Origin of the sequence: Pseudodesulfovibrio hydrargyri (genome assembly GCF_001874525.1) — a bacterium.
GTDB lineage: Bacteria > Desulfobacterota > Desulfovibrionia > Desulfovibrionales > Desulfovibrionaceae > Pseudodesulfovibrio > Pseudodesulfovibrio hydrargyri.
Window position 1 is genome coordinate 2,364,769 of record NZ_LKAQ01000004.1, and the last position, 26,294, is coordinate 2,391,062.

Sequence of the window (26,294 nt, forward strand, 5' to 3'; positions counted from 1 at the left end):
AAGCCTGTGTTGTTTAATCGGAGGAGTTTGTATGAATATGCCATCGCTGCCAGCCAATAATGTGTATGCCTACCTTACTACAATTGGAATAGCTCTAATATTGTTTGCAATGGTTGTTCCTCAAAAGAAAGAAAGTGAATATCTATTGCTGATAAGCTCAACAGAAGAAGAACTGAAAATTGCAGAGCTAGAAATGGCCGAAGCAAACAGGCAACTTAATAATCTTAATGAACTGTATGAACTCTCTCAGAGAATTGAGAGCAAGATGTTTTTTAACTACGAGAAAGACACTCCTGGGATGACTGGTGAACAGCTAGTGAAATTTATTAATGAACGATTTCGTGATTATAAACGATCTATGTTTGACAAAGAAGACGCAATCGCAAAAGTTCAAGCTAAAAGGGTGTCTTTAATGGCATCTGTTGATCAAAAGAGCAAAATGATTGAAGCACGCGGAGCAGTCGTTGAAAGATATTGGATGCTCGGAAAAGTGTGTGTCTCATTAGGCTGTGGATTGCTTATAGCAATTATTCCGTGGTGGAAAGAGCAGAGGAATATAAGCGCTATTTGAATAGTTAAGGGGCATCTGAGGCAGGCATACGCTGGTGATGCTTGATGGTAGACTAGTATATTTAGTGGTTTGCCCCTAAAGGGATTAGCACACTGGACCACGCTCCTTTTCCATTGTCTGAAGGGATATGAGGAAGAATTTGATCAACTGTGCGAATATGCAATTCGGGGGATTCTTTAGCCATGTCCCATATGTGAAACGAATACGCTTCGCCTATTTTACTAGCCTGATTCCATTCATTTCTTGTTAGATAAAATCTAAGAGGGGAGGCTATTGTTGACTTGACTTCAACCATGATTGATATGATTTCTTCATCTTTGTAGTCGTAAGACAGTACATCGTACCCTGCATAGTTATCATCAAGTCCTGTCCAGATAGGGGGCTTGGCAATCCCAAGACGTTCCAGTCTATCATTTTCGTAGCCAATGCTTAGTAATTCCGCCTCTCTTGCTTGTTCCATCTTTTCAATGTCGTTTTTCAGACGGGCATGTCCAGCAACATCGTCCCACCACCTGACTACATCCATGGGTGGCGGATCAATCATCAATCCCGCAGCACTAAATACATCTTGGTCATCCTGATTGAGTGTTTTTACAAAACGTTTTCGACCTGCTTTCATCATCTTTGACCAGATCGGCTGGTGTCGAATTACAACAGCTTTTATACACTCTTGGTAGAACGGCAAGCCATTCATAGGGCAATCATCTGCTACCAATGTGTGGAGATAAGAGGAGGCTTGTAAGTCTAGACTCAATCCGTCTGAATCGATCTTCTCAATCAGCTCAACGAGTTGTGAAACTCCTAGAGTTGGTTGCTGTTCAGCATATTTTCGAATGAGCTTCAAGCCTTCAAAAGAAGGGAGTGAAAACAAGCGCTCGGTAGGCACTCTCGAAATCATAAGCCATCCGCCGGATCGATTGCCTTTCCCTCTAGTTCAGAGATTAAATCGATGATGTCTTGGAGGCGAATATCGTAATCAATCGGATCTACGGCTTCTTCTTCATCAAGTGCTAATTCATGCAAATCTGGATCATCTAGGAGCACCTGCATATTCCTAATCTTCTCTGTTAATCTTCGGCTAACAGATAGATCAATGCTTCCTATTTGTGCAGGAGCTTTGGACCGATAAACGTAGATATTTGTCTCTTGGTCAGGAGGTAATCCTAGGCGATGAATTCGATCAATTGATTGAAGGTAGTGTGTAGAGACATAGCTTCTGTCTGCATAAATTGCATTATGACAAACAGTATGAAGGCTAATCCCTTCGCCTGCTGCGGCAGGATTGGCGATTAAGACTCGACAATTTTTGTCTTCATGGAATTTTTTAATTCTACCTTCACGAGTCTCTGGGTCGCTTGTTGACCCAGAAGGCACACCGCCGTGTATATAGACTGGATTTAGATCAGCCAATGAAGACGCAAAGCTGTGTATGCTGTCGGTAAAGATTGTCCAAATGACACTCTTTTTGCCCTCGCTCGCGAGTAGTCTCACATGGTCCATGACAGCTTTCATTTTAGCTGAATGACCTTCTTCTAGGACTGTGTCTGCAATTTTTGATTCTATTGAATAATCTTCGTTTGCCATAGCACTCAATGCCAGCACAGGATTCACAGAGAGTTGCAAGAGGCGCATTACTGATCTTCTTGCTTTTAGAATTTGGGTACTGGGCATATTCCTGCTGACTGTTCTCGAAAATTCCCTCAGGAATTCATTTCTCACGATTGAATATAGCGCAAGTTGCCCTGGCTCCATGTCCACATCAATAAAAAATCTTTTTGCAGGCGGAAGACCAAGTTCTGTTTTAGTTGTCCTAACATAAAGGTTGCCGAGAACTTCCCTAGGGGTTTTCCCATATACAACCTCTAGCCCTAATCCGTGTCCTGGCCATAAAAAATCGAGCTGCGATTCAATATCAGATGCAGCTTGTGGCATAGGAGTACCGGTGAGGATGTCTCTTCGTACTGGAAGTGTTGCTACACTGAGCAGGAAGGCTCCTCGCTGTGATGCCCATCCTGCTTTCATCCTATGAGACTCATCAAGAACAAGGTGGGTCGGTATTTTACTAATATGAGTGGACAGTGTCGATTGCTGACGGATCATTAAGTCGTAGGATATAATGAACCTTGTAGAGCCTGAGTTTAAAGCTGTTATGATGTCTATTTCCTGGCCCTCTAGGAGTGTGAAAGGTTCATTCCCATTATTGGGAGAATCCTCTTCCATGCATTCATCAACAATATCTTTCCAGGCTTGTGTCGCCGCTTTAGGACATACCACAATAAAATGTTGACCCGCTGCGCGAGTCAATGTGTGAAGGGCAAAGGTAACGGTAGTTTTTCCAGCCCCAGGAACAGAGAAGTTGGCTCCATTCGAAAGAGAAAGTAGATGGCTTAAGTCTCTCAGTTGGAACTCTTTCAAATGTCGTTTGGTGAAGCCAAGATGTTGAAGTCTCGATTCAAGTTCTGATGGTGGTATTTCTTCCACCAAGGTTTGCCTCTGCTCCCTTGCTTTTTTGATTTGTGCAGAGAAAGCCTTCAATTTATCAAGAGCATCACCTTCAGGTCGGAAACGAAAGTTTAATGAAACCTGGCTGTTTTTTGACCCCAGTTCACGGACCAGTCCCAATACATCCGCCCAAGAAGCTTGGATTGTATTGTTTGACGAAAGAAACTCGGTATTATTTGCTCTTACTGCTAGCTTAATCCTAGACCAAATAGGAGAGTCCGTTTCATTGGGGGGGACGGAAATAATGCCAGATTGATTGTGATGTGTCTGAATCGTCACAATTGTAGGAGTATTGCTCATCGCGTTCTTCCTACCTACATGCTATCGTTTTCAGTTCCGACCATACGTTTATCAACAGCTTCATTCATTTTGATCAAGAGAGCCTGAATTGATTCAATTTGCTTTTTCATGCCAGGCAAAGTGTGTTCGCCGGCAGATAGGACATCTATGCCTGTAAGCTTTGCATTTACCTGAGATAATGCTTTGAGTGCAGCCTTTTCTGATTTTTTTCCCTTCTCTCGTTCAAGAGCTGTCTGACAAGCATCAATCAGTGCGACAACAGCCTCTTCTTTTGATTCCTCATTTTTGAGAGCATCAATTATTAGGGAGTAGTCATTAACACCGTTGTCTTCTTCAATATCAATGAGAAAATCATCGTCTTCTGAGTCCAGGTCATCGCCAGTGGCATCATCTAAGTCCAACTGGTCATTAAGGATGTCGAGTACTTGTGGTGCAAGGTTTCCGAATGCAGCATTATAGGAGTATACACGACCAGGCACTTGATCTCTGTTTTCGTAGAGAGACCAAGCGATAACACGGCTAGCGTTCTGGAGCCCGCTTTCTTTTCTTGCAATTTTCTTAGGTATATCTCCGAATATTTGTTCGCCATCGCCACTTACTAAGTCGTACTGTCCTGGCTTACCTATCCATTCGTTCAAATAGAGGTCAGCTTCTTCTAATGACTGTAAGACGTTTTTAATGTCAGCCTCACTTCTACGCAGCCTGTCTCCAACTTCTTTCGGAGTTCTACCTTTATTTATCTGTCTCCTGACCAGTTGGGCATCACCAACCCAATCATATTCTAGTTTAGTCTCGGGCCGTGCTTGGAGGTCCGCTTCAATATCATCAATTTCATCAGCGGTAGTGTCAGGAGGTAATACAGCACATTCAACATGGCTAAACCGATTATCAACTGAGCCATCATCCCTTCGATAGAGCTCTCGCATGGCTGCCAGTCTGCGGTTGCCATTAACCACAACTCCTGTGCTTGTAATAAGGATAGGCTCTCTTTGACCGTCCCTGCTCAGAACTTCTATAATAGGTGTGACATTTGTAGTTTTTCTTTCTGCAAGTTTTACTAACAGTGTGTGTTGTTCTGTTTGTACAGAGCTTTTCTCTTGGCCTTTTGAAAAATGATCTTTTTCTAAACCTTGTTTTGCAATTGCGCTTTGTTGTGCAGAGAAGACCCTACAATTACCCATTCTATATACAGGTAGGTTGATGCCTACAGATATGACTTTGGGAGTATACTCGCCGCCTCTAAATTCATAGATTGGAGTTCCTGTTTTGTCTGAATTGTCAACTCGCTGAGCAATAAGTGTCTCTCGCTCAGATCTGGGTACGATGTTTATTTCATATTTCACTTGGTCCTCCAGGAATTCAGAGCTATTCGAAAGCAACGATGAGAATAGGTACAGTTACTACTCGATCAAAAAGTTTTAATTCTCTACAAACTCTTTCGGCGTGAGCGATATTGTCGCCAATGATTCGTCCAGCTTCTTGTGTTGGAAGAGCAATCGCTGCGCCTTCTATTTTTCCAGCTTGAAATAAATACTGTAATTTTAACAAATCATATGGAGCACGACTCATATTGCCTGTTTGAAGTTGAAACGCGAGATCATCCTTCAGAGAAAATACTTTTAATCCGAAATCGGGGTCTAGCTTTACATTTAGGCCCCATCCCTCGTTTAAAAATTCCAACTCGACATGCTCGCGAATAGCAGAGGTGCATCTTGGTTCGATTTTGATAGCAGGTGCTTCGAATACGTCAGTAAGCCAGTCCTTCAAATCTCGGTTTTCCCAGACTGAGCCTGCATTGTGATGGTCATCGTATGTGTAAGCAAGTTTCATATCATCCCTTTTGAGTTGGGTCATAAACCGGTTTATTCATTGGTCGTGTTCTTAGGGAGCCAGCCCTTAATTGATGGATTCGATCCCAAGCTATGTTGATGTATTTTTTGTCAACATCGCAGCCGTAGGCATTTCTGTTATGCTTTAAAGCTGCAATGGCTGATGAGCCAACCCCAAGGTAAGGATCAAGGACATTATCCCCCTCGTTAGTCAAAGACAGGACTAGCCGTTCAACAAGTCCAACAGGAAACTGGCAAGGGTGCTCTGTTTTTTCGACATGATTTGCTTTGACATTAGGAATATCCCATACATCTGTGGGATTTTTACCTAGTGGGTTGCCAGATAGTTTGCCTTTGTTAGGACCTTTAAAGTGCTTTTTCTTTGGGTATTTGGAGGGAACTCTGATGGGATCAAGGTTAAAGGTGTAGTTATCTGACTTGGTGAACCATAATATAGTCTCATGCCTTCCTGAGAGGCGCTTCTGACAATGGAGTCCATGACCGAATATCCATATGATCCTATTCCGTAGAATCATCCCATGTTGTTTGAAGAGGTCATATAAAATAATATCTAGAGGGAATACCTCTCCATCACTTACATGATTGCCGACCTGCCAGCATATAGACCCTTCTTCGTGAACTAATCGAACTGCCTCCGCAATACATGCTGCTTGCTCTTCGATATATTTATCTTGTGACTTTTTGCTCTCATATTCCTTTCCGATATTATACGGAGGAGATGTCGCAATTAGTTTCATAGATTCATTTGGGAATTTACGCATGTAGCTAAGATTGTCTTCTATAGCGATGTCAGCATTAACATCGTTTTGTAATCTAATAACATTCCCATTTTTTACTTCTTTTTTACTCATAGTATTTTTGCCTAGAGTTTTTGAAAAACATATGCGCTTACGCTTATCAGACTGTCGAACTTCAAACAAGCGTTATAGTTCACATAAACAACGGATGTCCTTCACGTGACTGACCAGAGTTTGTCAGGTCCAAGTTGATAGCAAAAGACCTAGTGGGGTCACAAGTCCAGCAGCCTCAGCTTTCGATTTTAATTTTCATTGTTTCAAAACTCACGTGACCTTGCTCCTAATTCAGACACGATTCTGGGGCCAGTCCTGCAGCGCAAGTCCGGCTTGTAAGTAAAGCTCCTTTGCGCTTTGAGCACTATGTGCCTGTATGCTTCAATCGGATAGATCGTCTAACACGCGATCACATGCTGCTAGGAAGTCTTCTTTGGTTTCCGATGAAACAGAGTCTGGTCCTTCGTGTACCAGTTTGTTTCTGATCGAAGCTATGAAGCGAATTGCTTTTACTGAACCATTGGGGATCATCGTTTCAACACTTGATACTTTTTCGTGCAGCCCTCGACCAATAGCACCGTTGCTTTCAAGTAGTCCTTCAATCTGAGCGGATGATTTGATGAGATTGTCGAGTGAAGTATCATCTAAATCCACGGGATTTACTTCATAAGATTTGTAATCCCATTTTGAATCTATTGTGTCGGAGTTTTTTGCAAAGAAGTCTGACACATAGTTTTCAATGTGTTGATTATTGACAGAGTCTTGTGTTTCCCAGTTGCTTCTTAAAGATGAGTTGGCAGTCTCAGAAGGGTTAGAGGGCCAGTTGCCATAATCCATTTCATAGTTTCTTGTGTCTGCAACTGATTGATATGCAGAGTCGTTTTGGGGATGAGAGTCATCCCAAGTGTTTCTGTTTTCGGTGTCATCTGAACTGAGATAATCTTTAGTCTTATCGTATCCCTTTTTCGCTAAATAGAGTGTCGCTAAAGCGGCGGCTGCTTTTCCTGTAGTTTTAACCCATTTCTTTGCAACCCGTTTTGTCTCTTGTGGTTTTGCTAAGTCCAGTTCGTTATCTGAAATATTCTCGGTGTCTGAATTATCAATGGGGTCTGAGTGTTTTACGGGAACTTCTTCTGTCGTAATCTCAATGGCGACATCCTTCAGCTTTTGTGCTCCGTCCAATATCTTATCAAAAAGCCCCATCGCTTCGTCTCCTTCCTTCGAATCAAAATCTAACTAGCCAAATTTTATTTTAAATTTAGCGTGAGGAGGTCCAATTTCGAGGATATTTTCCCACACATTCAGAAAATCCAAAATCAAGGAGAGTCGAATGTGTCCAAATAGTTTCTCAATTATTTACTCTTATAGTCGGAAACAAGCAATTGCGGATGGGGTTTTGATCGACGTGTCGGACCAAGCGCGGGAAGCTGGATTCAAGCTCCCGGTTTGCGTCAGCGGTCATCTCTATCATGGGTATGTTGTTCCACCCGATGGAATGGATGGTGAGGGGCAGTCTGTCGAAGGGCGGCTGCATGATCTTTTCACCATGACCAAGGCTGCCATGGCTACCCGGTGGGAAGACAACCGAGTGTACTATCAAGTACTATTCAAGATGCCGAGGTCCCTTGACCTAGTGAAGTGTCTCGCGATGGTCGGGCCAGGAGATGACATGGAACCTGTCATCACTCTCATGCTGCCTGAGGATGAATGAGGTTGTTATCCGAGAACAGCCCTAGAGATGGCGAAGTAGAGGTGAAGGCTCTCATCATCAGCCCGATTGATTTGGTCAATGAGCTTTGCCTTCATTTCTTCGTTGCTGATCTGAAACTCTTCAAGGTCAAAGAGGGCTGCTACGGACATGCCCAGCGCGGTTGCCAGCGTCTCGATGCTCGTCAATGATGGGTTTCGTTTCCCTCTTTCGATCTCGCCAATGTACTGGATGGACAGGCCAGACAGATCAGCAAGCTTCTCCTGGGTCATATCTTTTCTTCGGCGAATATCCCGAAGTCGTTTTCCAAATGCATCCTGAACTTTAGCCATTGGCACCTCCACCACAATGGTAGTGGAGTTTCAGAAGCTTAATAAGCAACGATGGTCTAATATTTGCTACCGATATTTAAACAACTGTTGAAAAAAGTTCTATGCCCGTTGTTTTCAACGGATTGAGTGGATTCCTGTTCGAGTGAGTGAGGAATATATTTCCTGTTGATCGGAGCCTGTAGCTGATGTCCCTGACGATAAATCACAATTTGATGGCAATGAATTCCGCCAGGAACCTTGATGCCCATTATGGAGCATTGAGCGTTTCGACGAGGCGGCTGTCATCTGGTCTGAGAATTGGGACCTCGGCTGATGATGCAGCAGGACTAGCCATACGAGAGTTAATGCGTTCCGAAGTCAAGTCACTTCATCAAGGTATCAGGAACGCCAATGATGCGATTTCGATGATCCAGACAGCGGATGGTGCCTTACAGGTGATCGACGAAAAGTTGATCCGCATGAAAGAGCTTGCCATTCAAGCCTCAACTGGAACCTATAACTCGGATCAGCGATTGATTATTGATTCAGAATTTCAAGCGATGAAATCTGAAATTGAAAGGATTGCCCAATCGACAGAATTCAATGGGATTCATCTTCTCAATGGGAGCATCAGTACATCGACTAGTTCGCCAGCGTATCTTGAGAATATGTCTGTCCACTATACGTTCGATAACACTTACGCGGACGAGGAAGGTGGGGCCAATGCGATTGCGTATAACAATGTCACTCTCAATGGCACCAATGCGAGGATAGAAGGTCAATCGGGAGATTTCGTACTCCCGGCAACCCCCACAGGGGGATATGTTGAAGTGCCTCAGATTGACTGGTCAACCTACTCCGAGATGACTCTATCCATGAACATCAATGAGGATACAATCGCCAGTCCTGGGCAGGTTGCGTATATCACCTATTCCAACCTGCATGTCGGGATTCACAGGAGCGGGACTAATATCCAGTTCCGCGCGGGAAGCAATGTCCTCAATGTCCCGTTCGATAATGTAGCAGATCGAGATACCTACATTCGGTGGACCATGAGTCTCACAGGTGACAGCTTCAGCGTATATAAAAATGATACGCTCGTTGCCCAAGACACCACGCCAGCAGCGATAGGAGCAGCTGATCCGGCATACGCGGATGAACACAATATCGGGATGAACTACTGGACCGATGGCGGGCGCAGAAACGCGGCTCGTTTTATCGGGAATGTGGAAGACTTCAGAATCTACTCAACCGGACTGACCGAGGATGAAGTTGTCGATTTGTATAATCAATCTTCCACAAGCTCGACATCGACGCAGCTTGAAGAGCAAGACGTATTGGTTCACTTCGGGACAGGGAACGACAGCGCAGAGGATTACTATGATGTCGCTATTGGTTCGGTGACCACGGAGGCTCTTGGAGTTGAAAACACGAGAGTTCAGACTCAAAGCAACGCACAGGAGGCTCTTGGACAAATTGATGAAGCCATAGTCTACAAGGATGGTGTTCGTGCCCATCTTGGTGCCATGCAAAATCGTTTGGAAAACACCATTTCAAATCTGGAAATCCAAGCTGAGAACTTACAAGCCTCAGAATCCCGTATTTCAGACGTAGATGTGGCCCAGGAAATGACCGAATTCGTGCGCCGACAGATACTCACCCAATCCGCAGTAGCGATGCTGGCCCAGGCGAACAGCTTACCCCGTATGGCTATGCAGCTTATTGGTGGCTAATTTCATAATGAATCGATTTGCATAGATATATCCTAGTAAAAGGAGTGTCTTATGCAAACGAAGAAGTGCCACAAGTGTGGAGTTGAGAACCTTCTGAAAGCTGACAAGTGTTTCAATTGTGGAGCCAAGCTTTCTGCCAAAGCGGGGATTCTCTACCTTTTCAAAATCGCTTTGGTTATCGGAGTGGCTTTCATCATTGGACAGTGTGCTTTTGGACACTAGAACAGGCTTCTTCCGGGACCTCGACGTTTCGGAAGAAGTTTTTATTTGCTTTATTGAACGGCGGGATTGCTTGATTGCCATTCGGCGATTGATTCTTTCCTTACATCGCAGTAAACATTCGGCATTTGATTTCTTCTAGCCTTCTGGAGTCGTGAAGTGAACAAGTGGGAATTTGCAACAACCGCCATGCGGAATAATCCTGAGCTGTGCATTGAGGTTCTGAAAGGTGCGACTAACTTGGGTAAAGGCATTTTTAATGCAATCAACGCCATTAAAAATGAGTTCTCTTCTCCCCCTCCCCCAGCTTCTATCGAGAAAACCATTGAGCAAATCGCACTTCCTTCGACAGACTCTCGGTACCTCCTGAACAGCTTGCGCTTTCAATTCAAAAACCTTCGGCAAGGAACTCTCACTGGAGAATTGGATTGGGAGTATTTTGAAGAAGACTTCTTTGTCGCCAAAACGGAGGATGCCGTTGGCGAGGCCCAATATGCACTCTATCTCAGAGAGGACGGTGAAGTTCAGTTCGAGGTCTTGTGGATCAAAGATGATAAACCCCTTATGGCTATGCACGTACCTCATGGCAGCGACTCCATTAACTCTGAGATTCAGGACGCAATGAAGGAAGTGTTTGAGCTGGTCCAGATCGTTGTGCTGGATGATGTTGCACTCCCGCTTGTCACCAAGAAGGATCAGCAAACCATATCACTTCTGGACAAGATAATTGCGCTCACCAAAGAGAAGTCCATCTCATGGAAATTCAAAGAAGCTGCCGAACAGACATTCATCTCCCAAATCAACAAGACTGATGGGTCCAAAGTGATTGTTGCGCTGATTGGTCACAGTGATGGCTTTATCGAAGCGAGAGCGGCGCATAAGGCGAATGGTTCCTTGAAGCGGGTGTTCCTTATCAATGATGCTGATAAGATTGCTCACAAGGAAATGCAGCCACAAATCGGAAGCCTGTTTGAACTTGCTGCGAATGGGACCTCTCAGACTTCGTAGAAAAGATCGGGGCGGAGATCAATTCCCCCATAAACTGTTCTTTCTTGATTCGCATTGAATCCGACTTCCCCGGTCAAATCTGGGCCTTCCAATAGTTCGAACCTCCCAAAATGAGTTGCAGGGTGGTCTTCCCTTCGCGCAAAATGGGACCTCCCTGCAATTTGAATTTGAAATCTGATGGCTGGTCAAGCTCCACAGGCAAAATCGCAGGAGGGGGCCAGGAAATCCCAATGTCCGTTTTGGTGAGGCGTTCACCTAATTCTGGAAAGCCGGTTTACCGGCTTTTTGATTTTTGATGAGACTTGTAGCGAATACCAGTGTTGCTCTTCATGGTTTAGCTGGATACTTAGTAGCTGTTTCTCCACTTTTTGCGTGGCTGAACCGAATACTGAGTGTCCCTATGATCAAACTGAGGAGCATGTGAATGGCACAATCCATACCCAAGGACGGATATGACCGGCTGAGGAATGTCGCTTTCTGGCATTGGGAATACCAGCGAAGAAACCCGGAGTATCGACGCTGGTGTGAAGTGATTGAGCGTTACATCCTTTACTTCGATGACATTGGAGAATGGGAATATCTGTGTTCCGAAGAATTCGCCCATAAGCTCAAAGAGTATTACTCAGACCCGCAATATGATGATGCGATCATGGACAACCCGTATTGCCGACATCTTGAAGATGAGCATGGCAAGGAGGCAAGGCGAGCTTTCATAAAGTGGTCGCTTCTCGGATTTCAGTTTGACCGGAAGTTCAAGCGAATCTTTCGTGACCCATCCATAGGTATGGATACAGAAGAATACTTCTCTAAGACTCTAGAAAATTTGTCTAAATCTCTTACCGAAGAGCCAGTCTCCTTTGAGGTGGAAAGCCTTGCGGATATGACAGCCATGCTCAAGATGCACCATGACTGGATCGTCCAGATAGATGGTAATGCTCCCTCTCATGTCCTAGTGTTTGGAGAGGCTGATGCAACCGTTCCCATCAACCCCAATGTTTCGTTGGATAGGTTGGCGAAGATCGGACATGAGGTCCAAGTTTTGAATATGCTTCACAAGGCTCTCTTTGAGGAGCATGGGGAACAGGTCTTGGACGAGGCGACTCCCAACGCTGCCTACCAGCTCAGCATCGCCGGAAAGCATATCAACAACTCCGATCTGGTTCGGCTGGCAGTGCTTTGGATGTGGGACCGAGCATTTGAAGCAAACCCCGATGATCTGGATGCGGGGTTCATGGACGCTTATGAGCAAGTCACAGCGAAGATCGAAGAGGCTGGAATGGGTGGCGAAAAACCATTCAGCCAGTTCTTGTCACGCCGAAAGCGTATTCAAGGGTATTTTTCCGCAACAGATAGATGTATAAAAGATATGTACGTATTCAACCTGAATGATTAAAACTTTCTAGATTTTCATCTTCTGCCAAATTGTTTCTCAGAGTTTGGCGAGAGTTCTGAACCTCCTTTCCATAGCTTGCAATCAACGGCGGCGGTGAAGTGAACGGCACTTCATCCAAGTCGGGAAAGCAAACTATGAAATGGAGGTTTTTTTCATGTCGAAAAATAACAACCAGAACGTGTCTCAGGCTCAGAACAACAACCATGAAAACAAGAAGGAAATGAAGATGGAAAAGCAGAACATGAATCAGCGCGGCGGCGAGGAATACACTTCCGGTACTGGCGGTCCCGGACTGCCCGGTGGATACAGCGATCAGCCTCTTGGTTTTGATGCAGTGCTTCAGGAAGAGAACAAGAAGACCCTTGCTGGAGGCACTGGAGGACTTGGCGGTGTTCCTGAAGATTCTGAAGAGGTAATCAAGGATTATTCCTACGATGACCTTTTGGCGAAGCTCAAGGAAGAGGTGCCTAATATCACTGATAAAAAGTTCTTGATTACCAAGGTGCGAGAGTCTGACGCTGATTACAAGGACGTCTTTGCGAAAGCCAGTAAGATTGTATCTGCAAAGGCATATGTTGCTGGAGTTTATCTCAATCAGCTTAAGTTTCTTCGTAGCCGCGAAGGTGGTTGGATGAAGTGGGCAGATGAGACTTTCCCCGAAATCAATAAAACTGCTCGTGAAAATCGGATGCGTATTGCGAGCCTTCCTGGAGTGGAAAACTACTTTGATTTAGGTGTGGAACGACTGTCTGAGTTTGGTCGGTACTACAATAAGTTGACAGTAAAGCAGCAGACCACTCTTTCAGATGACCCGATTGGAATGATGCTTAGGGAGCACGGTGTCACTATGGGACAGCCTTTCGAAAACAATCGTACAAAGATTGATTCTATCATGGCTCACTATGACCTCGCACAGAAGAAGATCAACGTGTCTCCCGATGTTATTGAGAAGTTCTTTAAGGCAAAGCTCAAGATCACTGGCGCGGATCGAAAGTACATGGCTCTCATCGCCCAGAAGGATGAGAAGGCTCCTGGTAAATACTTGGATGCGGTCAGGGCTGCCGGTGGAGAACGTGAAGGGCTGCTTCTCGAAGCTACTCCCGATGCTTCCATCGTCGATAGGAAGATCAAGAATATTGACACGCAGGTTTCAAAGCTTGGTTCTTCTCTGAAGGAAGCCTTTAGAAAGGAAGAGTTCGAAGGCTCTGTTGATCTCGAAGCCATAGATGAACTGATCGAAAGTCTTCAGAAGCTGCGCTCCACCCTCCGTAGTCACGCTTAACCCAACTAGTAAACACCCCCGGCTGTCGTGAGGCGGTCGGGGGTGAAGGAAGGAATCTAGAATGAATTCGAACATCAAGATATTTATCTCGTCACCGTTAATCCGACTGGTTCAGGAGTTTGCCAAGAGGGTGACTGTATACAAGCCCAACGTGCTTATAACCTACTATGACATCTACCCGCTCAGCCGGGGAGACCTGAAGCCCACCCGATATACGATTAAGAACCGGGAGCGCATTGGAGAGCTTATGCTGGATTGTGGTGCGTTCAGCTTACAGCAGGAGTACAGGAATCGCTCAGAGGACGAAAGGGAGCGAGCTTCTGATGAACTGTTCGAGGCGTATAAGGCGTACACCGAGCTGGCCCATGAACAGTATGATCATATCATCAGCATGGATGATCGTTTTGATCTCGACAGCATGGAGCACAATCTTGGGCGGCTGCATGAAATGGAAGACATTGGCGTTAACGCGATTCCTGTTATCCATAATATCTACGATCCCAACGAGATCAGCTACTTTATCGACAATGAATACGATATGGTTGCCATTGGGCAGTGCAAAGGGCGGGATGATCTGCGTGTGCTCTATCCCGTAGTGGATCGGCTTTACCAAGCAGGTATCAAGGTCCATCTCTTTGGCAAGACCACTCCGAAGATTATCAATCATGTGCCGCTGTATTCATGCGATTCCAAGACGTTTCTTGACTACGGAACTCGTGGCAAGGTCCTGTATTGGAATCCTGAAAACAAGGGGCTGGATAAGACTGATGTAATCTATTTCCCGAAGTACCAGGAAAAGCCGGATGAAGGTAAGGGTTACTACTACCACGAATATAAGTACCTGGACGACTTCAAGCGGTACATCGCTCACAATCTGGACCTGGATTTCGAAGCATTCAAAACCGATGATGGTGACTTCTACCGGGAGTTGGTGAACATGCTGTATTTCGCCAACCTTGAATACGAAGTGAACAACTCGCCGTTACTTCCATAGAATGACATCCCAATGGGTAAAAAAAGGCTGACCAGGAGCGTATCTTGGTCAGCCTTTTTGCTGTTTATTTCAGCTCAAACCGGAAAGCCGGTATACCGGCTTTTTGGAATTAGTTTAACGAGTCAACTTTGTCTTTATCACTCCTTCAATGGATGAATTCCTAATAAACCACCAGCCCGTGATTTTCTCCTGAAATGTATAGATATTATGAAATAAAACCAGGAGGAACTATGGCTAAGAAGAAAACTCAGGAATCCAAGATGCATTTCGAGAGTAAGTATGATCCGGCGACTCTTCGGACGTTGGTTACCGAGGGGAAGACTGCGGATGAAATTCAAAGTGCTTTGGGTATTGTGTCCAAGCAGTCTCTGCGGCAGCACGTACTCAAGCTTATCAACCAGGACCGCCAGTTCTATGACGTGCCGGGGCTGTATGTGCGAAATCTTCGCCGCCCCATGATCAACTTCAAAAACGAGTTGCGTCTGACGAAGCGGATGCTGGATTTTCCGGGATCGACCTACCAGCATAACGATCAGTTCGAAATCGAAATCGACAACGAAAAGATCGTGCTGACTCGTATCGTCGATCAGGTGGAAGACCCCATTGAATCTGTCGAGTTCTCGGAACCTTCGGAAGACGGGATTGAGGACTAAAAAGAGGAAGCCGTAGCGGGATGAACACTGCGGCTTCCAGTCTTTTTTTGAAGGTGATGCACCCTGGAGCAATGAGGGACAGAGTGCGTTCACTGTATGAGTCGGGAATGAGTCCCCCATTCCCATTGTCGCCCGTACCTTTCGGGCTTTCAGTGTACTACAGACAAAATGTTGTACGCATTGAAGGCGAGAACATGGCGAAGTCAATAACCTCTTTAGGGTTAACCTCCCATGGCGTTGTTCTCCGTTCTTCTATCCCTTGGACTATGCCTTGTTTTTCATTAGTCAGTTACCGCTCCTGAAGGAACGAACGTCATGTTTTTGATTGCACTATGAAATGCGTCCTGAAATGGGTGTGTCTTAAAGTAATATGCAGGATTTGGCTTGAAAGCTTCAGCCATCTTCTTCACTGCCGTAAGCCCTCCGCAGTTCGCGTTACCGTTCATGGCTCCCATGATGTCTTGTTCAAAGTCTTGGTATTCGTATCCTTGGATACCCAGGTTCTTCAGGAAGTTCTCGAAATCAAACGCTTGAATTTGCAACTTGCGAAAGACTTCATCTGCCGTGACCTGAGTGGCACCGAACAAGCTGTCAATTCCCAATACGCGAAACTGTCTCTGCTTGATGGACACTTCGAGGCGCACGAAGACCAGGGCTTCTTTTTCTTTGATGTAGACTTTGCAGCCGACTTGATTGGTGTCACGGACGTTGTTGAAGTATTGCGTGGGAGGGTAGTCGTATTCATCCACAGTGAAGAGGTTGCCGGGCTTCTTGAGATTGCCGTGAGAGGCGAGAAAGCTGAACATTTCGCCGTTATCACAACCATGAAAATCAAGTGAATACTCAACCTCGGACAACACGTAAGGATAATACATCATTCCAAACATATGGTTGAAAAAATTCTTGTCTGGATCAACCATTCTGAAAGTCGTCCTGAAGCATTTCGGAACCACTTTGCAGAAAAGCCCGTACCATTTACCCCCGATACTGATCTGCGCCTGAATGTTGGTGATGGTTGCATCTCCACCATCGGGATAGCTTCTTGTTATTTCAAAGCCATTTTCCTTCAGATAGTCAGAAACGTTTCTTGATGGAAGGTCTATGAAGCTGATCGAGAACTTTAGGTAGTCGATGCTCGGTTTGATTTCGATGGAGCTGAATTCGAAGTCCATGAATGAATCGGACAGCTCTTGATACTCGGCAAATGAATCAGGTTTGTATTTTTTCATAAGTAAATCCTGTTGAAGTGAAAGATGAATTCGAATTGTTGCTGCTGGATCGGTTTGTCGCGTGACGTAGAAGAACCAGGAGACACAAATAGAAAAGCTCCCATGGAGCGGGAGCTTTGAGGACCGTTGACGGTGGCGGGAAGATTTGACGGAGTGACTGTTACTAATAAAGACCGCAGTAACAGATGAAGTGTTGTATATTAGTCAACAATCATAATATTAATAACATTTTTAATGATGAATGATGATAATATTATTTATTATGACTGAATTAGATAATGAGTATACCATTTAATGAATTATTAATATTTTAAAATAGTAATTATAATAATATATTGTTTTGAAATTCATCATTTTTTCATTCCGCAAATCACTCCTCTCAATCAAATGCAACTCGAATGAGGTGTTTCTGAATTCTATTATATCTGTAAATAATTTACTCTTTCTCAAAGAGCCATCAAAGCCAGAAGAATGTCATTAAGGATCAATAGATAGAGATATTAAGGGGTAATGGTTCAACCCTTTTGCAGAAGGAGGACGAATGGTTCGAAGTGTGGTTGCTCATAGAGCGATCATCATTAAGATTCTCAAGTCCAAGACAGCCGTTAAAATACTCAAACATTCTGTGAAGACCATAGCGATCATCCTCATCGATGAAGCATTCAGGAAAAAGCGATGAAAGAGTATTTGGAGAAGGAGGTGCTCTTAATGGGCATTTCCTTCTTTTTGTTTCTCGGATTTCTTTAACGGCAAATCCTGCATCATCTGCCTGTGCTTTTTCGTACCTTCAAATAGATATTAAATCCTAGGTGGTTGAATGCACGTTTTCATAAAAGAAACGTACATTCGAAAGCTGTCCTCAGATTTGGCGAAGGATGACAACGGGTTACCCAAGCCAAACAAAAGCTCAGCTCCATCGTGCCGTTTTGAATGGAACAATCTACCATTATTCCAATAAATTCGAACATTCAGGAGGGAACAAATGAAGGTGCAGCCTTTTACCAATTTGAAGGACATCAGAAACATCAAGAAGCTGCTCAGATCAAAGCCCAGGGATTTGTTGCTTTTCACAATGGGAATCAACGCGGGCCTGAGAAGCATCGATCTATTGCGGCTCCGTGTGAGTGATCTGGAAGGCAAGAAGATCGGTGATCGCATCACAGTTCGCGAATCAAAGACCAACAAGGAAAATGTGGTCATAGTGAACAAAGAGATCGCCGACTGTTTCAAGTTCTACATGGATGAACTTGAACCGGAAACAGATCAGTATCTTTTCCCAAGTCGAAAGGGTTTTAACCCGATCACAACTTACCGAGTGACTGGCTTAGTGAAAGAATGGGCTTCATCGCTCAATATCTCAGGTAATTTTGGGGCGCATAGCCTCAGGAAGACGTTCTGCTATGTCCAGAGGATCCACTATGGCACCCCATGGGAGGTGTTGTGCCAGCGGCTCAACCATGCAACGCCCTCAATAACAAGGCGATACTTGGGAATCCAGGCCGAGGAGGTCGAGGAAATCCTACTCAATACGATCTAGATTGCTGAACCCTGACGGGACCTTGGCGAAGCTCTATGCCGAGGTCCCTTTCCTTTTTTTACACTGTTATATAGACTCACCGACAATGCTCGGTGATGGGAGTCGAGCATGAGCGTACACAAGCGTGGAAACAGTTATTTTGTCCGCTATCGGGATGCGGCTGGAAAGCAGCGGAACAAGCACTTCGGGGTAGGGCTGCGCGGTAAGGATAAGGCAGAGGTGTTTGACCTTGAAGTCAAGCTTGCCAAAAAGAAAAGAAAATCAGCTATTCTTATTTCGGGATCAGCGATGTACTTAGAAGAATTATTTGAATTATATATCAAAGATTATGTCCTGCGTGGTCAAAGTAAGAAGCAGGCAGAATCTTTAAAATCTCATTTTAAGAAGAAAGTCTTTTTGCATCTTCCAAGTAAGCCTGTCGATGAACTGACATATAAGCATGTGATGGATTTTATTGAGCGCTATCCGAATAAATCACAGTCAACAATAAACAATTGGCTGGCGTATCTAAGCTCCGTGTTCAATTTTGGAATTCGTCATGGGTATATGGAAGTAAATCCATTACAGCATTGGAAAAAGAAAAAAGTCCCTCCCAGGAGGTTTGAGATAAACCTTGATGAGCTTGGTAAGCTTCTCAAGCATTCGCCACCACACCTCAAGCTGGCAATCCTGGTTACGTATTATACAGGTGTTAGACCTGGAGTAACTGAATTGTTTGCAATGAAGTGGGATGATGTCGATTTCGAGCGGGATGAAATACGGATATTTCGCAGTAAGACAAACAACTACGGGGTAATCCCGATCTCCCAAGCTTTGCGTCCAATCCTCAAAAGGGCAAAGAGGAAAGCTAAGACTGATCATGTCATTGAACGTAATGGGAAGCCCATTAACCGAGTTACTACTTCCTTGCAGAATGCTTTAAAGAAAGCTGGGATCACTAAGCCGTTTCGGATGTATGATCTTCGACACATGCATGCGACTTACTCTGGCGCATCGGGAGGTGATCCAGCGGCGATAGCATCAATTCTTGGGCACAGTGATATTTCAACGACAACAAGAGTTTATTTTCAGCCTCTTGAGGAAGCGAAGCGAAAATCTGTTGAGGCTGTCCCTAGGGTTCGTGAGGATGGTGATACTGTTAGTAAACATCAGGAACGTAAAGCGAAGATGGCTGGGGCCTCTCAGCGTAAGAAGAAAAAGAAGAAGTTTAAGATTAAAGATATCGGCTATATAGGCGGTGATGGGTAGCGCTATAATATTTAACAGGTTGGAGTTGTTATGGCATTTTTCCTTCCGTGGCTTGCTGTTGGAGTTGGTGGTTCTCTCTTTGGTTGGGGTTTACATCAACTGATCACTAAGAACGATTCTGCTGATGAAGTCTTTTCCAAAGTAATTTCGGTCTTGCCTGAAAAGTTGGCTGAATATGTTGAGTCTGTCGAAGAGTTGCCTGATGGGACTCGGCGTATTGTTTTTAGAAAGGATACTCCTGAAGAGGTGCAAAAGGAGATCGAGGATAACTTGAGCTTTGAAGAGGACCAAAGCGAGTAGCCTGGGATGAGTATGAAAAAGCTCTCCTCATTCTATGTACCAAGCAAAGGCCCCGACGATTGGCGGCAGTTTCTTGCTGATCCTGTCAAACAATGGAAGACGGGCTACTCCGCTAAAGAACTGGCTTATAGCTGGGAAATGTCAAAAGGCTTTCCGGCTGAAATTCAAGCTGTTTTGAATACACAGTCGGTATTTCAGAATCTTGAAATACTGTTTGCCGTTCCAGAATACCAAGTTTCCTTGCCGGGTGGGAGCAGGCCCTCTCAGAATGACCTTTTCGTGATGGCTAGAAATGATGATGAGCTTGTCGTCATTATGATTGAAGGGAAAGCATATGAGTCATTTGGTCCAACTCTCGGAGAGTGGAGAGCCAATGGATCAGAGGGCAAGCTGAGGCGGTTGGCATACCTACAGGAAGTGTTGCAACTAGACGGAGTTCTTGCTGACGAAGTTCGGTATCAGCTCCTACATCGGACCGCTTCGCCTCTTATCGTGGCAGAGCAATTTCATGCGACCAGTGCGATCATGTTGGTCCATTCGTTTTCAGAGGAAAATGAATGGTTCAATGACTACTCGGCGTTCTTGGATTTGTATGGAGTTCAAGCGCAGATGGGCGTTCTTCAAGAAGCCTTCCGAGGTTCAAACGTGAAGCTATATTGTGGTTGGGCCAAGGGAGTTTCAAAGGTGATGAGTATTGAAGGTGAAAAGTGAAAAATCGAGCTGTAGCTTATCTAGATATTATTGGGTTTGGTGCTTTGACAAACAAAAGTGTCCAAGTCGAAGAACATCCGTTTCTCCGTGGTAAATGCGACAATAAAAATCTGATGCTTTCAATCGAACTGGTCAAAAAATATCGCAAGATAGTTCAAGAAGTTTCTCGCAAATATCGTTTGGGCTACTCGCTTTTGTCAGACTCCGCGTTTCTGTGGACACAAAAAGCAGATGACATGCTTTATGCCCTGCCGGATTTAATGTGGCGATTACTATCTGTAGGCATTTTGTGTCGTGGCGGATTATCCTATGGTGAGACTGTATGTGAGAATAAAAAGAGTCAAAGCAGTAAGTTTTTAGTTGGTGATGCTGTAACGCGAGCTGTTAAGTTAGAAGCAAGTGGAAAGGGCGCGCGGATATTTATGGATACCGACTTTCCTTCAGAGATTACAGGGTACTGCTTTGGAAGGAAGAAAGTCTTTTGCCCATTAACTCTGTGCACCGACTTTAGCGTTATCGATGAGTTTAAGTGGTATCGGTTGGCTGGCAGGCGAGGGATGGATTGTAGTGATGGTTGCGGAGAGTGTGCACGATCCCTTACTGCAAAATTGTCTCTGGCGGTTATTCGATTACGTTGGTCACCTCTTTTTGCATGGAATGCAGTATCAAAAGAAGGACGTGTTCAACTTGGCGCGACTACACATGTTTTGTCCGAAACTTTGGACAATTTCCTTCAAGGAGAATCGTTTAGTGTTAGCTCCGATTGTTTTCAAGCAATGAGTCCTGATCGGAGAAGAGGGATGGTAAAACGAGTTTATAGTATTTATAAAAAGCACGTACCTGATTTTACCGCTTTTGTAGATTTTCCCGATTATACGGAGAGAAGTATGATGAGTTTAGTAGAAGGCTAGTTTAAGGATATGCATAATGGTAGAGCGTATGGCTCAATGATAAGCGGTTTGTTTATTTAAGTTTTTTATGACGAACAAAGTCCTTACCCGTGAAGAGTTATACGAGTTGGTATGGGAGAAGCCTACCAGCCAGTTAGCAAAGGACTTCAACATATCGGACAGTGCTATTGCTAAATGGTGCCGTAAGATGGAGGTCCCAAAGCCACCGAGAGGGTATTGGGCCAAGAAGAAGTCTTACGCAAAAGTTAAGAAGACACCTTTGAAGCCTCTTTCGCTGAAAGGAGTTTCTTTAGTTCAATACAATCCAGCCCCGCCTGTTCCTAAAAAAGAAAAGTTTCATGTTGAGGTCCCAGACGATATCAAGATCGTGAAAGGTTCTCTTCGTTCTCAGCACCCTCTTGTTCGTGAAGCGAAGGCGATGTTTAAAAAGGCAAAGCCTGATCGTCTGCGTAATGTGTATGATCTTAGGTATAAAGAGGTTTTGGATATTCAAGTCTCACCAGCGTCCCTGGATCGTGCGTTACTGTTTTTTGATTCTTTGTTGAAAACGGTAGAGCGTATGGGAGCTGAAGTGAGATTTGTAAAAGATTACCAATGGGTCAAGACTGTTATCTCTTTTAAAGAGTCAGCTATCCAGGTTGGTATTTATGAGACAGGAAAAAGGTCCCAAACTCCAGAGCCAGTTCATGGAGAGAATTCGTTTCTAGGCTATGATCGGTATCAGTTTACACCAACGGGTTACTTCTCATTTAGAATTCACAATGCTTATTACAGAGTAAAAGGCGAGTGGAAAGAAAATGCAAAGACCAAATTAGATGGTCATTTTAAATCAATATTGCAGGAGTTTTATCGTTTCAATGAGGCCATAAAACAGGAAGCAATAAAGGCTAGAGAAGAAGCTAGGCTGCGAGAAATTCGGAGACAAGAAGAACAGCGCAGGCTTGCTGAGATTGAAAAGGAGAAGCGTTTACTGAAAACTGCCGAGGAGTGGGATGTTTTTGCAAAACTTGAGGCTTTCCTCGATGCGGTTGAAAGTACATATCCCGACAACCCAAAGGCAAAAGAGTATGTGCAATGGGGGAGAGGAGTCGCAGAGAAGGTTGACCCGATCAAGAAATTGAAAAAGCAATTTGATGACGAATCAGAATAGCACTAGGAAATATCCTGTAAAGCCTGAATAACACTCGCCCCCAATTGGCGGGTGTTTTTCGTATTGCCATTTATATTGGTCAGATCAACTCCTATCTCTTTGGCGATCTTTCTCATCGTTGGTTTTACCGGCGAGATGCTTTCAGAACCTTTTAGTATTTCAAATGAGCCGGTTTCTGCTTCTCGTACAGTGTATTCACCATGCTGAACTTCGTTGACGTATTTGATGGGCTTTGAGCTGTCAGGCGTTGGTGCCAGCTTACTCATCGGGAGAGTGTAATGACCTTTTGATTCCCGCATGAGTTCGAGAGCTTCTTCTTTTTTCGCATCCAAGAGGAGCTGAATTTCCATCTCGTCAGTGTCGATCTTTAGAGCAATAATCCAGTCTACTTGATCTAACGTATTGGGGTTGAAACTGAAGTGTCCTGTATAGGTGTTCTGCGCTGTCGTTTTGACTGAAATTCGACCACGGTTTTCGCTGACAACATCATACCCCTTTTGGTTGACCTCGGTTGCCATCTGCCCATTTGAGATCAGGGCTGCGTACAGTTCTCCGATTCTACCAGAAAGGTGGCGAAGCTCGGTTACGGGTACTCCCCAATTGATTTCTTTTTCCATCCAGGATAAGGCTTCGCCTAGAGATTGTATGATCTGGATTTGGGTTAGGGCCATGAGTAAAATCTCTCTGGTTTGAGTTCGCGACAAGAGCTGCAACCACAAGAATTCTCTAGCACAAAGAACGTCCAACTGCATAGAATATCCGATGTGGGTAATTTTCGATTTTTATCTGCATCCAGAATGGACTTCGATTCTGTGTGTAAATCGTACATCCACGCCAACCTAGAGTTGGCAAAATGGTGAATAATGCATGAAAATGCGTTTAAAATATTTAATAATTTCAAATAGTTAGATATAAGGATTTGGATTATGATTCTTTTTCCCGCTGTCGACATCAAGAACGGTGAATGCGTCCGCCTGGCCCAGGGCAAGGAGGACGAGGTCACCGTATTCGCCTCGGACCCCGTCGCCCAGGCGCGCTACTGGAAAGACCTCGGCGCGCGCTACCTCCACGTGGTGGACCTGGACGGGGCCTTTTCCGGCGTGCCCAAGAACTTCGGCCTGATCAAGGCCATCTGCTCCGAGATCGACATCCCGGTCCAGCTGGGCGGCGGCATCCGCGACATCGCCACGGCCCGGAAGTACATCGAGGCGGGCGTGCGCCGTCTGATCATCGGCACCATGGCCCTGGAAAAACCGCAGCTTTTTTCCGATCTGTGCAAGGCGCTGCCCGGCCGCATCGGCGTCTCCCTGGACGCCGTGGACGGCAGGCTCAAGACCAAGGGCTGGGTCGAGGACGCGGGGCTGACCATCGACGACGTCCTGCCGCGCCTCGAGAACGACGGCATCTGCTTCATCGTCTACACCGACATCGCCCGAGACGGCATGCAGACCGGCGTCAACCTCGACGCCCTGGCAGCGCTGTGCGCCAAGACCTCGGTCCCGGTCATCGCCGCCGGCGGCGTCCACACCCTCGACGACATCAAGAATCTCTACCCACTGTCCAAGAAAGGACTGGAGGGCGCCATCTCCGGCCGCGCCATCTACGTCGGCACCCTGGACGTCAAAGAGGCCAACGCCTGGATCGACGCCCAGTAATTCCGATTCTCCCCGGCAAAACAGGAATGAAAAAGGCCCCGCCCAGGCGGGGCCTTTTGTTTGTTCAGAGTTCCCGGCGCCGATAGCCGTTCAGGAAGTCTCCAAGGCGTCTGTCCGAGCCCATGATGTGGGCAGTCAGCCAGTTCCGGAGAAAGGGGAGGAGGACGCCCGGTACGGTGTCGTCCCCGCCGAGATACTGCACGTACAGCATGTTGGCGTTGTCGGCGAGTTCCCGGTGTTCCAGCTTGTGGCTTTCGATCATGTCGTAGCCGTGCTGTTCCATGAGGCCTTCCTCATGGTCGAAGTGCCAGCCGGTGTATTCGATCAGTTCGGTCAGCAGCTTTTCGACGAATTCCCTGGGGGCGGTGGCCTTGGCCGCTTCGTGAGCGTCGTTGAACAGAGCGATCAACTTCCTGTGATCGTCGTCGATGGCCTCGAAACCGACGCTCAGCTCCTTGCTCCAGGCGAGGATCGGCATGGGCTGCCCCTCCGGCTACTTCTCGGTGTACATGTGCACATCCTGCTGCGGGAACGGGATGGAGATGCCTTCCTGGTCGAAAACCAGCTTCACCTTTTCGGTCAGGGCGAAGTACACGCCCCAGTAGTCTGAGGTCTTGCACCACGGTCGGACCACGAAGTTGACCGAGGAGTCGGCCAGCTCCATGACCTGGATGACGGGGGCGGGCTCAGGCAAGACGCGCGGCTCCTCGGACACGATGCGCTCCAGGGTCTGCTTGGCCTTGAGCAGGTCGTCGTCGTAGCCGATGCCGAACGTCATGTCCACGCGCCGGGTGTCGTTGGCCGTCACGTTGACGATGGTCCCGCCGAGCACCGCGGAGTTGGGCACGGTGATGACCCTGTTGTCCGGGGTGGTCAGCACGGTGTTGAAGATGTTGATGGCCGTGACCGTTCCGGACTGGCCGCCCGCGGTCACGTAGTCGCCCTTCTTGAAGAACTTGAGCAGGATGAGCATGACGCCCGCCGCGAAGTTGGACAGGGAGTCCTTGAGGGCCAGGCCCACGGCCAGGCCGGCGGCGCCGAGTACGGCCAGGAAGCTGGTCACGTTGATGCCCGCCTGGCCCAGCGCCGCGATGACCACGGCGGCGATCAATGCGTAATAGGTGATGTTCTTGAGGAACGAGGCCAGGGTCTCGTCCACCTTGGCCTTGAGCAGGATCCTCTTGGTCCCGTTGGCCAGGGCCTTGGAGATGATCCGCCCGATGACGAATATGAGCAGGGCCACGATGATCCGCAGGCCGTACTGGGTGACGTAGGCCATGATCGTGTCGGTCAGCTGGGAGATGTTGATGTCCATGGTTCCTCCGGAAAAATGAAGTGTGATCTCGTCGTGCGAATTGTTAGCACAGGGGAAAAAATATCGGAACAGTTTTATTGATAAGATGCGATGTCTTTTTGTCTACTCGCCGCCCCATTTCCCTTGTTCTTCCACGCGGATGTACTTCTGGAAAGTGTAATAGAACCCGGCCAGCGCGTTGCACAGTCCGGCGGTGCCGTCCAGGAAGCCGAGCTTGAGCAGGTAGAGCTTGATAAAGCGCATGGCGGCGTGGAGCAGGGCCCGGGCCGGGCCGCCCTTGCGCCCCTTTTCGCGCAGGGCCGCCGCGCCCTCCTCGGCATAGTAGTTGATCTTGTCCATGTGCTGTCGGAAGGACTCGTAGGGGTAGTGGAGGATGTCGCCGGACAGCTTCCCCGTCTCGCCGAGCGGATGGAAGTGGTAGTGCGCGCCCGAGGCCGTGACCTCCATTTTACCGGACCGGAAGACGCGCAGCAGGTAGTCCGGGTACCACCCGGAGTGCTTCATGAACCGGTTGAAATAAAATGAGCTGCGCGGCACGTAATAGCCCGCCACCGGCTCTCCGGCCTTGAGCCTGTCCTCGATGGCCGCGCGCAGCTCGCCGGTCAGCAGCTCGTCCTGGTCCAGGGAGACCACCCAGGTCGTGCCGATCTCCTTCAGGGCGAAGTGGAACTGGTCCACCGGGCCGGGCCAGGGCCGGACCACGACCCGAGCGCCGCATTTTTCCGCGATCTCCCGGGTGCGGTCCGTGGACTGCGAGTCCACCACCAGGATCTCGTCGCAGAAGTCGAGGGACTTGAGGCATTTTTCGAGCAGCCGCTCGCCATTGTAGGTCAGGACCAGGCCGGTCACGGTTTCGCGCATGGGTTTTCTCCTTGGGCAGGGGGATCATAGCCGCTATCGGCGGCCCGGTCCATCCGAAACGA

General features: G+C 46.5%; 26 protein-coding genes and 2 pseudogenes. 16 read left to right on the forward strand and 12 right to left on the reverse strand.

Annotation, left to right across the window (positions count from 1 at the left end; genetic code table 11):
• Positions 1–31 precede the first annotated feature (31 nt).
• A complete protein-coding gene (locus BerOc1_RS18935; protein WP_129586549.1) occupies positions 32–571 on the forward strand; it encodes a hypothetical protein in 540 nt (179 codons plus the stop codon).
• 61 nt (positions 572–632) lie between these two features.
• Here the strand turns inward: BerOc1_RS18935 and BerOc1_RS18720 are convergent, their stop codons facing one another.
• The 6 genes from BerOc1_RS18720 to BerOc1_RS18945 form a co-directional block, all read right to left on the reverse strand.
• Positions 633–1,469 (reverse strand): protein NO VEIN domain-containing protein, encoded by an 837-nt coding sequence (locus tag BerOc1_RS18720; protein WP_084641626.1) that lies wholly within the window; start codon positions 1,467–1,469, stop codon positions 633–635.
• Entirely contained in the window at positions 1,466–3,373 is a 1,908-nt protein-coding gene (locus BerOc1_RS15220; protein ID WP_071546505.1) for an SNF2-related protein, read from the reverse strand. The genes BerOc1_RS18720 and BerOc1_RS15220 overlap by 4 nt, the downstream gene beginning before the upstream one ends.
• A 14-nt stretch (positions 3,374–3,387) precedes the next feature.
• The gene (locus BerOc1_RS18940) at positions 3,388–4,716 is read right to left on the reverse strand and encodes a ParB N-terminal domain-containing protein (RefSeq protein WP_129586550.1); all 1,329 of its coding nucleotides are present in this window, start codon (positions 4,714–4,716) and stop codon (positions 3,388–3,390) included.
• 22 nt (positions 4,717–4,738) lie between these two features.
• Positions 4,739–5,203 (reverse strand): BglII/BstYI family type II restriction endonuclease, encoded by a 465-nt coding sequence (locus tag BerOc1_RS15225; protein WP_071546506.1) that lies wholly within the window; start codon positions 5,201–5,203, stop codon positions 4,739–4,741.
• A gap of 1 nt (position 5,204) precedes the next feature.
• Entirely contained in the window at positions 5,205–6,074 is an 870-nt protein-coding gene (locus tag BerOc1_RS15230; RefSeq protein ID WP_071546507.1) for a DNA-methyltransferase, read from the reverse strand.
• A gap of 321 nt (positions 6,075–6,395) precedes the next feature.
• On the reverse strand, positions 6,396–7,217 hold the full coding sequence (locus tag BerOc1_RS18945) for a hypothetical protein (protein ID WP_129586551.1): 822 nt from the start codon (positions 7,215–7,217) through the stop codon (positions 6,396–6,398).
• 127 nt (positions 7,218–7,344) lie between these two features.
• Here BerOc1_RS18945 and BerOc1_RS19345 point away from each other — a divergent pair, with 127 nt between their 5' ends.
• A complete protein-coding gene (locus BerOc1_RS19345) occupies positions 7,345–7,725 on the forward strand; it encodes a DUF6573 family protein (RefSeq protein WP_071546508.1) in 381 nt (126 codons plus the stop codon).
• A gap of 5 nt (positions 7,726–7,730) precedes the next feature.
• Here the strand turns inward: BerOc1_RS19345 and BerOc1_RS15240 are convergent, their stop codons facing one another.
• Positions 7,731–8,054, reverse strand: a complete 324-nt coding sequence (locus BerOc1_RS15240) for a helix-turn-helix domain-containing protein (protein WP_071546509.1) — start codon at positions 8,052–8,054, stop codon at positions 7,731–7,733.
• A gap of 185 nt (positions 8,055–8,239) precedes the next feature.
• Between BerOc1_RS15240 and BerOc1_RS15245 the strand changes: the two are divergent.
• The 7 genes and pseudogenes from BerOc1_RS15245 to BerOc1_RS15275 all read left to right on the forward strand — a co-directional run.
• Positions 8,240–8,669: pseudogene (locus BerOc1_RS15245) on the forward strand (flagellin N-terminal helical domain-containing protein); the annotation flags it as partial.
• A 695-nt stretch (positions 8,670–9,364) separates the two neighbouring features.
• Positions 9,365–9,766: pseudogene (locus tag BerOc1_RS19350) on the forward strand (flagellin); the annotation flags it as partial.
• A 378-nt stretch (positions 9,767–10,144) separates the two neighbouring features.
• Positions 10,145–10,993 (forward strand): hypothetical protein, encoded by an 849-nt coding sequence (locus BerOc1_RS15255; protein WP_071546510.1) that lies wholly within the window; start codon positions 10,145–10,147, stop codon positions 10,991–10,993.
• 424 nt (positions 10,994–11,417) lie between these two features.
• On the forward strand, positions 11,418–12,386 hold the full coding sequence (locus tag BerOc1_RS15260; RefSeq protein ID WP_071546511.1) for a hypothetical protein: 969 nt from the start codon (positions 11,418–11,420) through the stop codon (positions 12,384–12,386).
• Positions 12,387–12,540: 154 nt separating this feature from the next.
• On the forward strand, positions 12,541–13,668 hold the full coding sequence (locus BerOc1_RS15265; RefSeq protein WP_129586552.1) for a hypothetical protein: 1,128 nt from the start codon (positions 12,541–12,543) through the stop codon (positions 13,666–13,668).
• A 61-nt stretch (positions 13,669–13,729) separates the two neighbouring features.
• On the forward strand, positions 13,730–14,662 hold the full coding sequence (locus BerOc1_RS15270; RefSeq protein WP_071546513.1) for a hypothetical protein: 933 nt from the start codon (positions 13,730–13,732) through the stop codon (positions 14,660–14,662).
• Positions 14,663–14,892: 230 nt separating this feature from the next.
• Positions 14,893–15,315, forward strand: a complete 423-nt coding sequence (locus BerOc1_RS15275) for a hypothetical protein (protein WP_071546514.1) — start codon at positions 14,893–14,895, stop codon at positions 15,313–15,315.
• A 281-nt stretch (positions 15,316–15,596) separates the two neighbouring features.
• On the opposite strand, the gene BerOc1_RS15280 is transcribed toward BerOc1_RS15275, so the two are convergent.
• Complete coding sequence (locus tag BerOc1_RS15280; protein ID WP_071546515.1) at positions 15,597–16,544, reverse strand: hypothetical protein; 948 nt, start codon at positions 16,542–16,544, stop codon at positions 15,597–15,599.
• 982 nt (positions 16,545–17,526) lie between these two features.
• Here BerOc1_RS15280 and BerOc1_RS15285 point away from each other — a divergent pair.
• The 6 genes from BerOc1_RS15285 to BerOc1_RS18960 all read left to right on the forward strand — a co-directional run bounded on the left by BerOc1_RS15285 (position 17,527) and on the right by BerOc1_RS18960 (position 22,401).
• On the forward strand, positions 17,527–18,081 hold the full coding sequence (locus BerOc1_RS15285) for a tyrosine-type recombinase/integrase (RefSeq protein ID WP_071546516.1): 555 nt from the start codon (positions 17,527–17,529) through the stop codon (positions 18,079–18,081).
• A 108-nt stretch (positions 18,082–18,189) separates the two neighbouring features.
• Positions 18,190–19,329 (forward strand): tyrosine-type recombinase/integrase, encoded by a 1,140-nt coding sequence (locus tag BerOc1_RS15290; protein ID WP_071546517.1) that lies wholly within the window; start codon positions 18,190–18,192, stop codon positions 19,327–19,329.
• 30 nt (positions 19,330–19,359) lie between these two features.
• Positions 19,360–19,629 carry a hypothetical protein gene (locus tag BerOc1_RS18950; RefSeq protein WP_129586553.1) on the forward strand — a complete coding sequence of 90 codons (270 nt, stop codon included), beginning with the start codon at positions 19,360–19,362 and terminating at the stop codon, positions 19,627–19,629.
• 12 nt (positions 19,630–19,641) lie between these two features.
• Positions 19,642–20,340: a DUF6946 family protein gene (locus BerOc1_RS15300; protein ID WP_071547148.1), complete on the forward strand. Its 699-nt coding sequence runs from the start codon at positions 19,642–19,644 to the stop codon at positions 20,338–20,340.
• On the forward strand, positions 20,337–21,251 hold the full coding sequence (locus tag BerOc1_RS18955; RefSeq protein ID WP_129586554.1) for a hypothetical protein: 915 nt from the start codon (positions 20,337–20,339) through the stop codon (positions 21,249–21,251). Before BerOc1_RS15300 ends, BerOc1_RS18955 begins: the two co-directional genes overlap by 4 nt.
• A 67-nt stretch (positions 21,252–21,318) precedes the next feature.
• On the forward strand, positions 21,319–22,401 hold the full coding sequence (locus BerOc1_RS18960; RefSeq protein WP_129586555.1) for a hypothetical protein: 1,083 nt from the start codon (positions 21,319–21,321) through the stop codon (positions 22,399–22,401).
• 2 nt (positions 22,402–22,403) lie between these two features.
• On the opposite strand, the gene BerOc1_RS15320 is transcribed toward BerOc1_RS18960, so the two are convergent.
• Positions 22,404–23,153, reverse strand: a complete 750-nt coding sequence (locus tag BerOc1_RS15320) for a DUF6998 domain-containing protein (RefSeq protein ID WP_207503313.1) — start codon at positions 23,151–23,153, stop codon at positions 22,404–22,406.
• A 174-nt stretch (positions 23,154–23,327) separates the two neighbouring features.
• On the opposite strand from BerOc1_RS15320, the gene hisA reads away from it, so the two are divergent.
• Positions 23,328–24,056: a 1-(5-phosphoribosyl)-5-[(5-phosphoribosylamino)methylideneamino]imidazole-4-carboxamide isomerase gene (gene hisA, locus BerOc1_RS15325; RefSeq protein ID WP_071546522.1), complete on the forward strand. Its 729-nt coding sequence runs from the start codon at positions 23,328–23,330 to the stop codon at positions 24,054–24,056.
• Between the two features lie 64 nt (positions 24,057–24,120).
• On the opposite strand, the gene BerOc1_RS15330 is transcribed toward hisA, so the two are convergent.
• From BerOc1_RS15330 to BerOc1_RS15340, 3 genes are all read right to left on the reverse strand, one after another.
• Positions 24,121–24,534 (reverse strand): bacteriohemerythrin, encoded by a 414-nt coding sequence (locus BerOc1_RS15330; RefSeq protein ID WP_071546523.1) that lies wholly within the window; start codon positions 24,532–24,534, stop codon positions 24,121–24,123.
• A gap of 15 nt (positions 24,535–24,549) precedes the next feature.
• On the reverse strand, positions 24,550–25,371 hold the full coding sequence (locus BerOc1_RS15335; protein ID WP_071546524.1) for a mechanosensitive ion channel family protein: 822 nt from the start codon (positions 25,369–25,371) through the stop codon (positions 24,550–24,552).
• A gap of 102 nt (positions 25,372–25,473) precedes the next feature.
• Positions 25,474–26,232 carry a glycosyltransferase family 2 protein gene (locus BerOc1_RS15340; RefSeq protein ID WP_071546525.1) on the reverse strand — a complete coding sequence of 253 codons (759 nt, stop codon included), beginning with the start codon at positions 26,230–26,232 and terminating at the stop codon, positions 25,474–25,476.
• Positions 26,233–26,294 lie beyond the last annotated feature (62 nt).

Coding starts and splice junctions, on each gene's coding strand:
- BerOc1_RS15300 (WP_071547148.1), top strand. CDS start 19,642: ATGAAAAAGCTCTCCTCATTCTATGTACCAAGCAAAGGCCCCGACGAT.
- BerOc1_RS15290 (WP_071546517.1), top strand. CDS start 18,190: ATGAGCGTACACAAGCGTGGAAACAGTTATTTTGTCCGCTATCGGGAT.
- BerOc1_RS15220 (WP_071546505.1), bottom strand. CDS start 3,373: ATGAGCAATACTCCTACAATTGTGACGATTCAGACACATCACAATCAA.
- BerOc1_RS15230 (WP_071546507.1), bottom strand. CDS start 6,074: ATGAGTAAAAAAGAAGTAAAAAATGGGAATGTTATTAGATTACAAAAC.
- BerOc1_RS15260 (WP_071546511.1), top strand. CDS start 11,418: ATGGCACAATCCATACCCAAGGACGGATATGACCGGCTGAGGAATGTC.
- hisA (WP_071546522.1), top strand. CDS start 23,328: ATGATTCTTTTTCCCGCTGTCGACATCAAGAACGGTGAATGCGTCCGC.
- BerOc1_RS15265 (WP_129586552.1), top strand. CDS start 12,541: ATGTCGAAAAATAACAACCAGAACGTGTCTCAGGCTCAGAACAACAAC.
- BerOc1_RS18935 (WP_129586549.1), top strand. CDS start 32: ATGAATATGCCATCGCTGCCAGCCAATAATGTGTATGCCTACCTTACT.
- BerOc1_RS18960 (WP_129586555.1), top strand. CDS start 21,319: ATGACGAACAAAGTCCTTACCCGTGAAGAGTTATACGAGTTGGTATGG.
- BerOc1_RS15330 (WP_071546523.1), bottom strand. CDS start 24,534: ATGCCGATCCTCGCCTGGAGCAAGGAGCTGAGCGTCGGTTTCGAGGCC.
- BerOc1_RS18945 (WP_129586551.1), bottom strand. CDS start 7,217: ATGGGGCTTTTTGATAAGATATTGGACGGAGCACAAAAGCTGAAGGAT.
- BerOc1_RS15225 (WP_071546506.1), bottom strand. CDS start 5,203: ATGAAACTTGCTTACACATACGATGACCATCACAATGCAGGCTCAGTC.
- BerOc1_RS15240 (WP_071546509.1), bottom strand. CDS start 8,054: ATGGCTAAAGTTCAGGATGCATTTGGAAAACGACTTCGGGATATTCGC.
- BerOc1_RS15285 (WP_071546516.1), top strand. CDS start 17,527: ATGAAGGTGCAGCCTTTTACCAATTTGAAGGACATCAGAAACATCAAG.
- BerOc1_RS15270 (WP_071546513.1), top strand. CDS start 13,730: ATGAATTCGAACATCAAGATATTTATCTCGTCACCGTTAATCCGACTG.
- BerOc1_RS18950 (WP_129586553.1), top strand. CDS start 19,360: ATGGCATTTTTCCTTCCGTGGCTTGCTGTTGGAGTTGGTGGTTCTCTC.
- BerOc1_RS19345 (WP_071546508.1), top strand. CDS start 7,345: ATGTGTCCAAATAGTTTCTCAATTATTTACTCTTATAGTCGGAAACAA.
- BerOc1_RS18720 (WP_084641626.1), bottom strand. CDS start 1,469: ATGATTTCGAGAGTGCCTACCGAGCGCTTGTTTTCACTCCCTTCTTTT.
- BerOc1_RS15335 (WP_071546524.1), bottom strand. CDS start 25,371: ATGGACATCAACATCTCCCAGCTGACCGACACGATCATGGCCTACGTC.
- BerOc1_RS15280 (WP_071546515.1), bottom strand. CDS start 16,544: ATGAAAAAATACAAACCTGATTCATTTGCCGAGTATCAAGAGCTGTCC.
- BerOc1_RS15275 (WP_071546514.1), top strand. CDS start 14,893: ATGGCTAAGAAGAAAACTCAGGAATCCAAGATGCATTTCGAGAGTAAG.
- BerOc1_RS15320 (WP_207503313.1), bottom strand. CDS start 23,153: ATGCAGTTGGACGTTCTTTGTGCTAGAGAATTCTTGTGGTTGCAGCTC.
- BerOc1_RS15340 (WP_071546525.1), bottom strand. CDS start 26,232: ATGCGCGAAACCGTGACCGGCCTGGTCCTGACCTACAATGGCGAGCGG.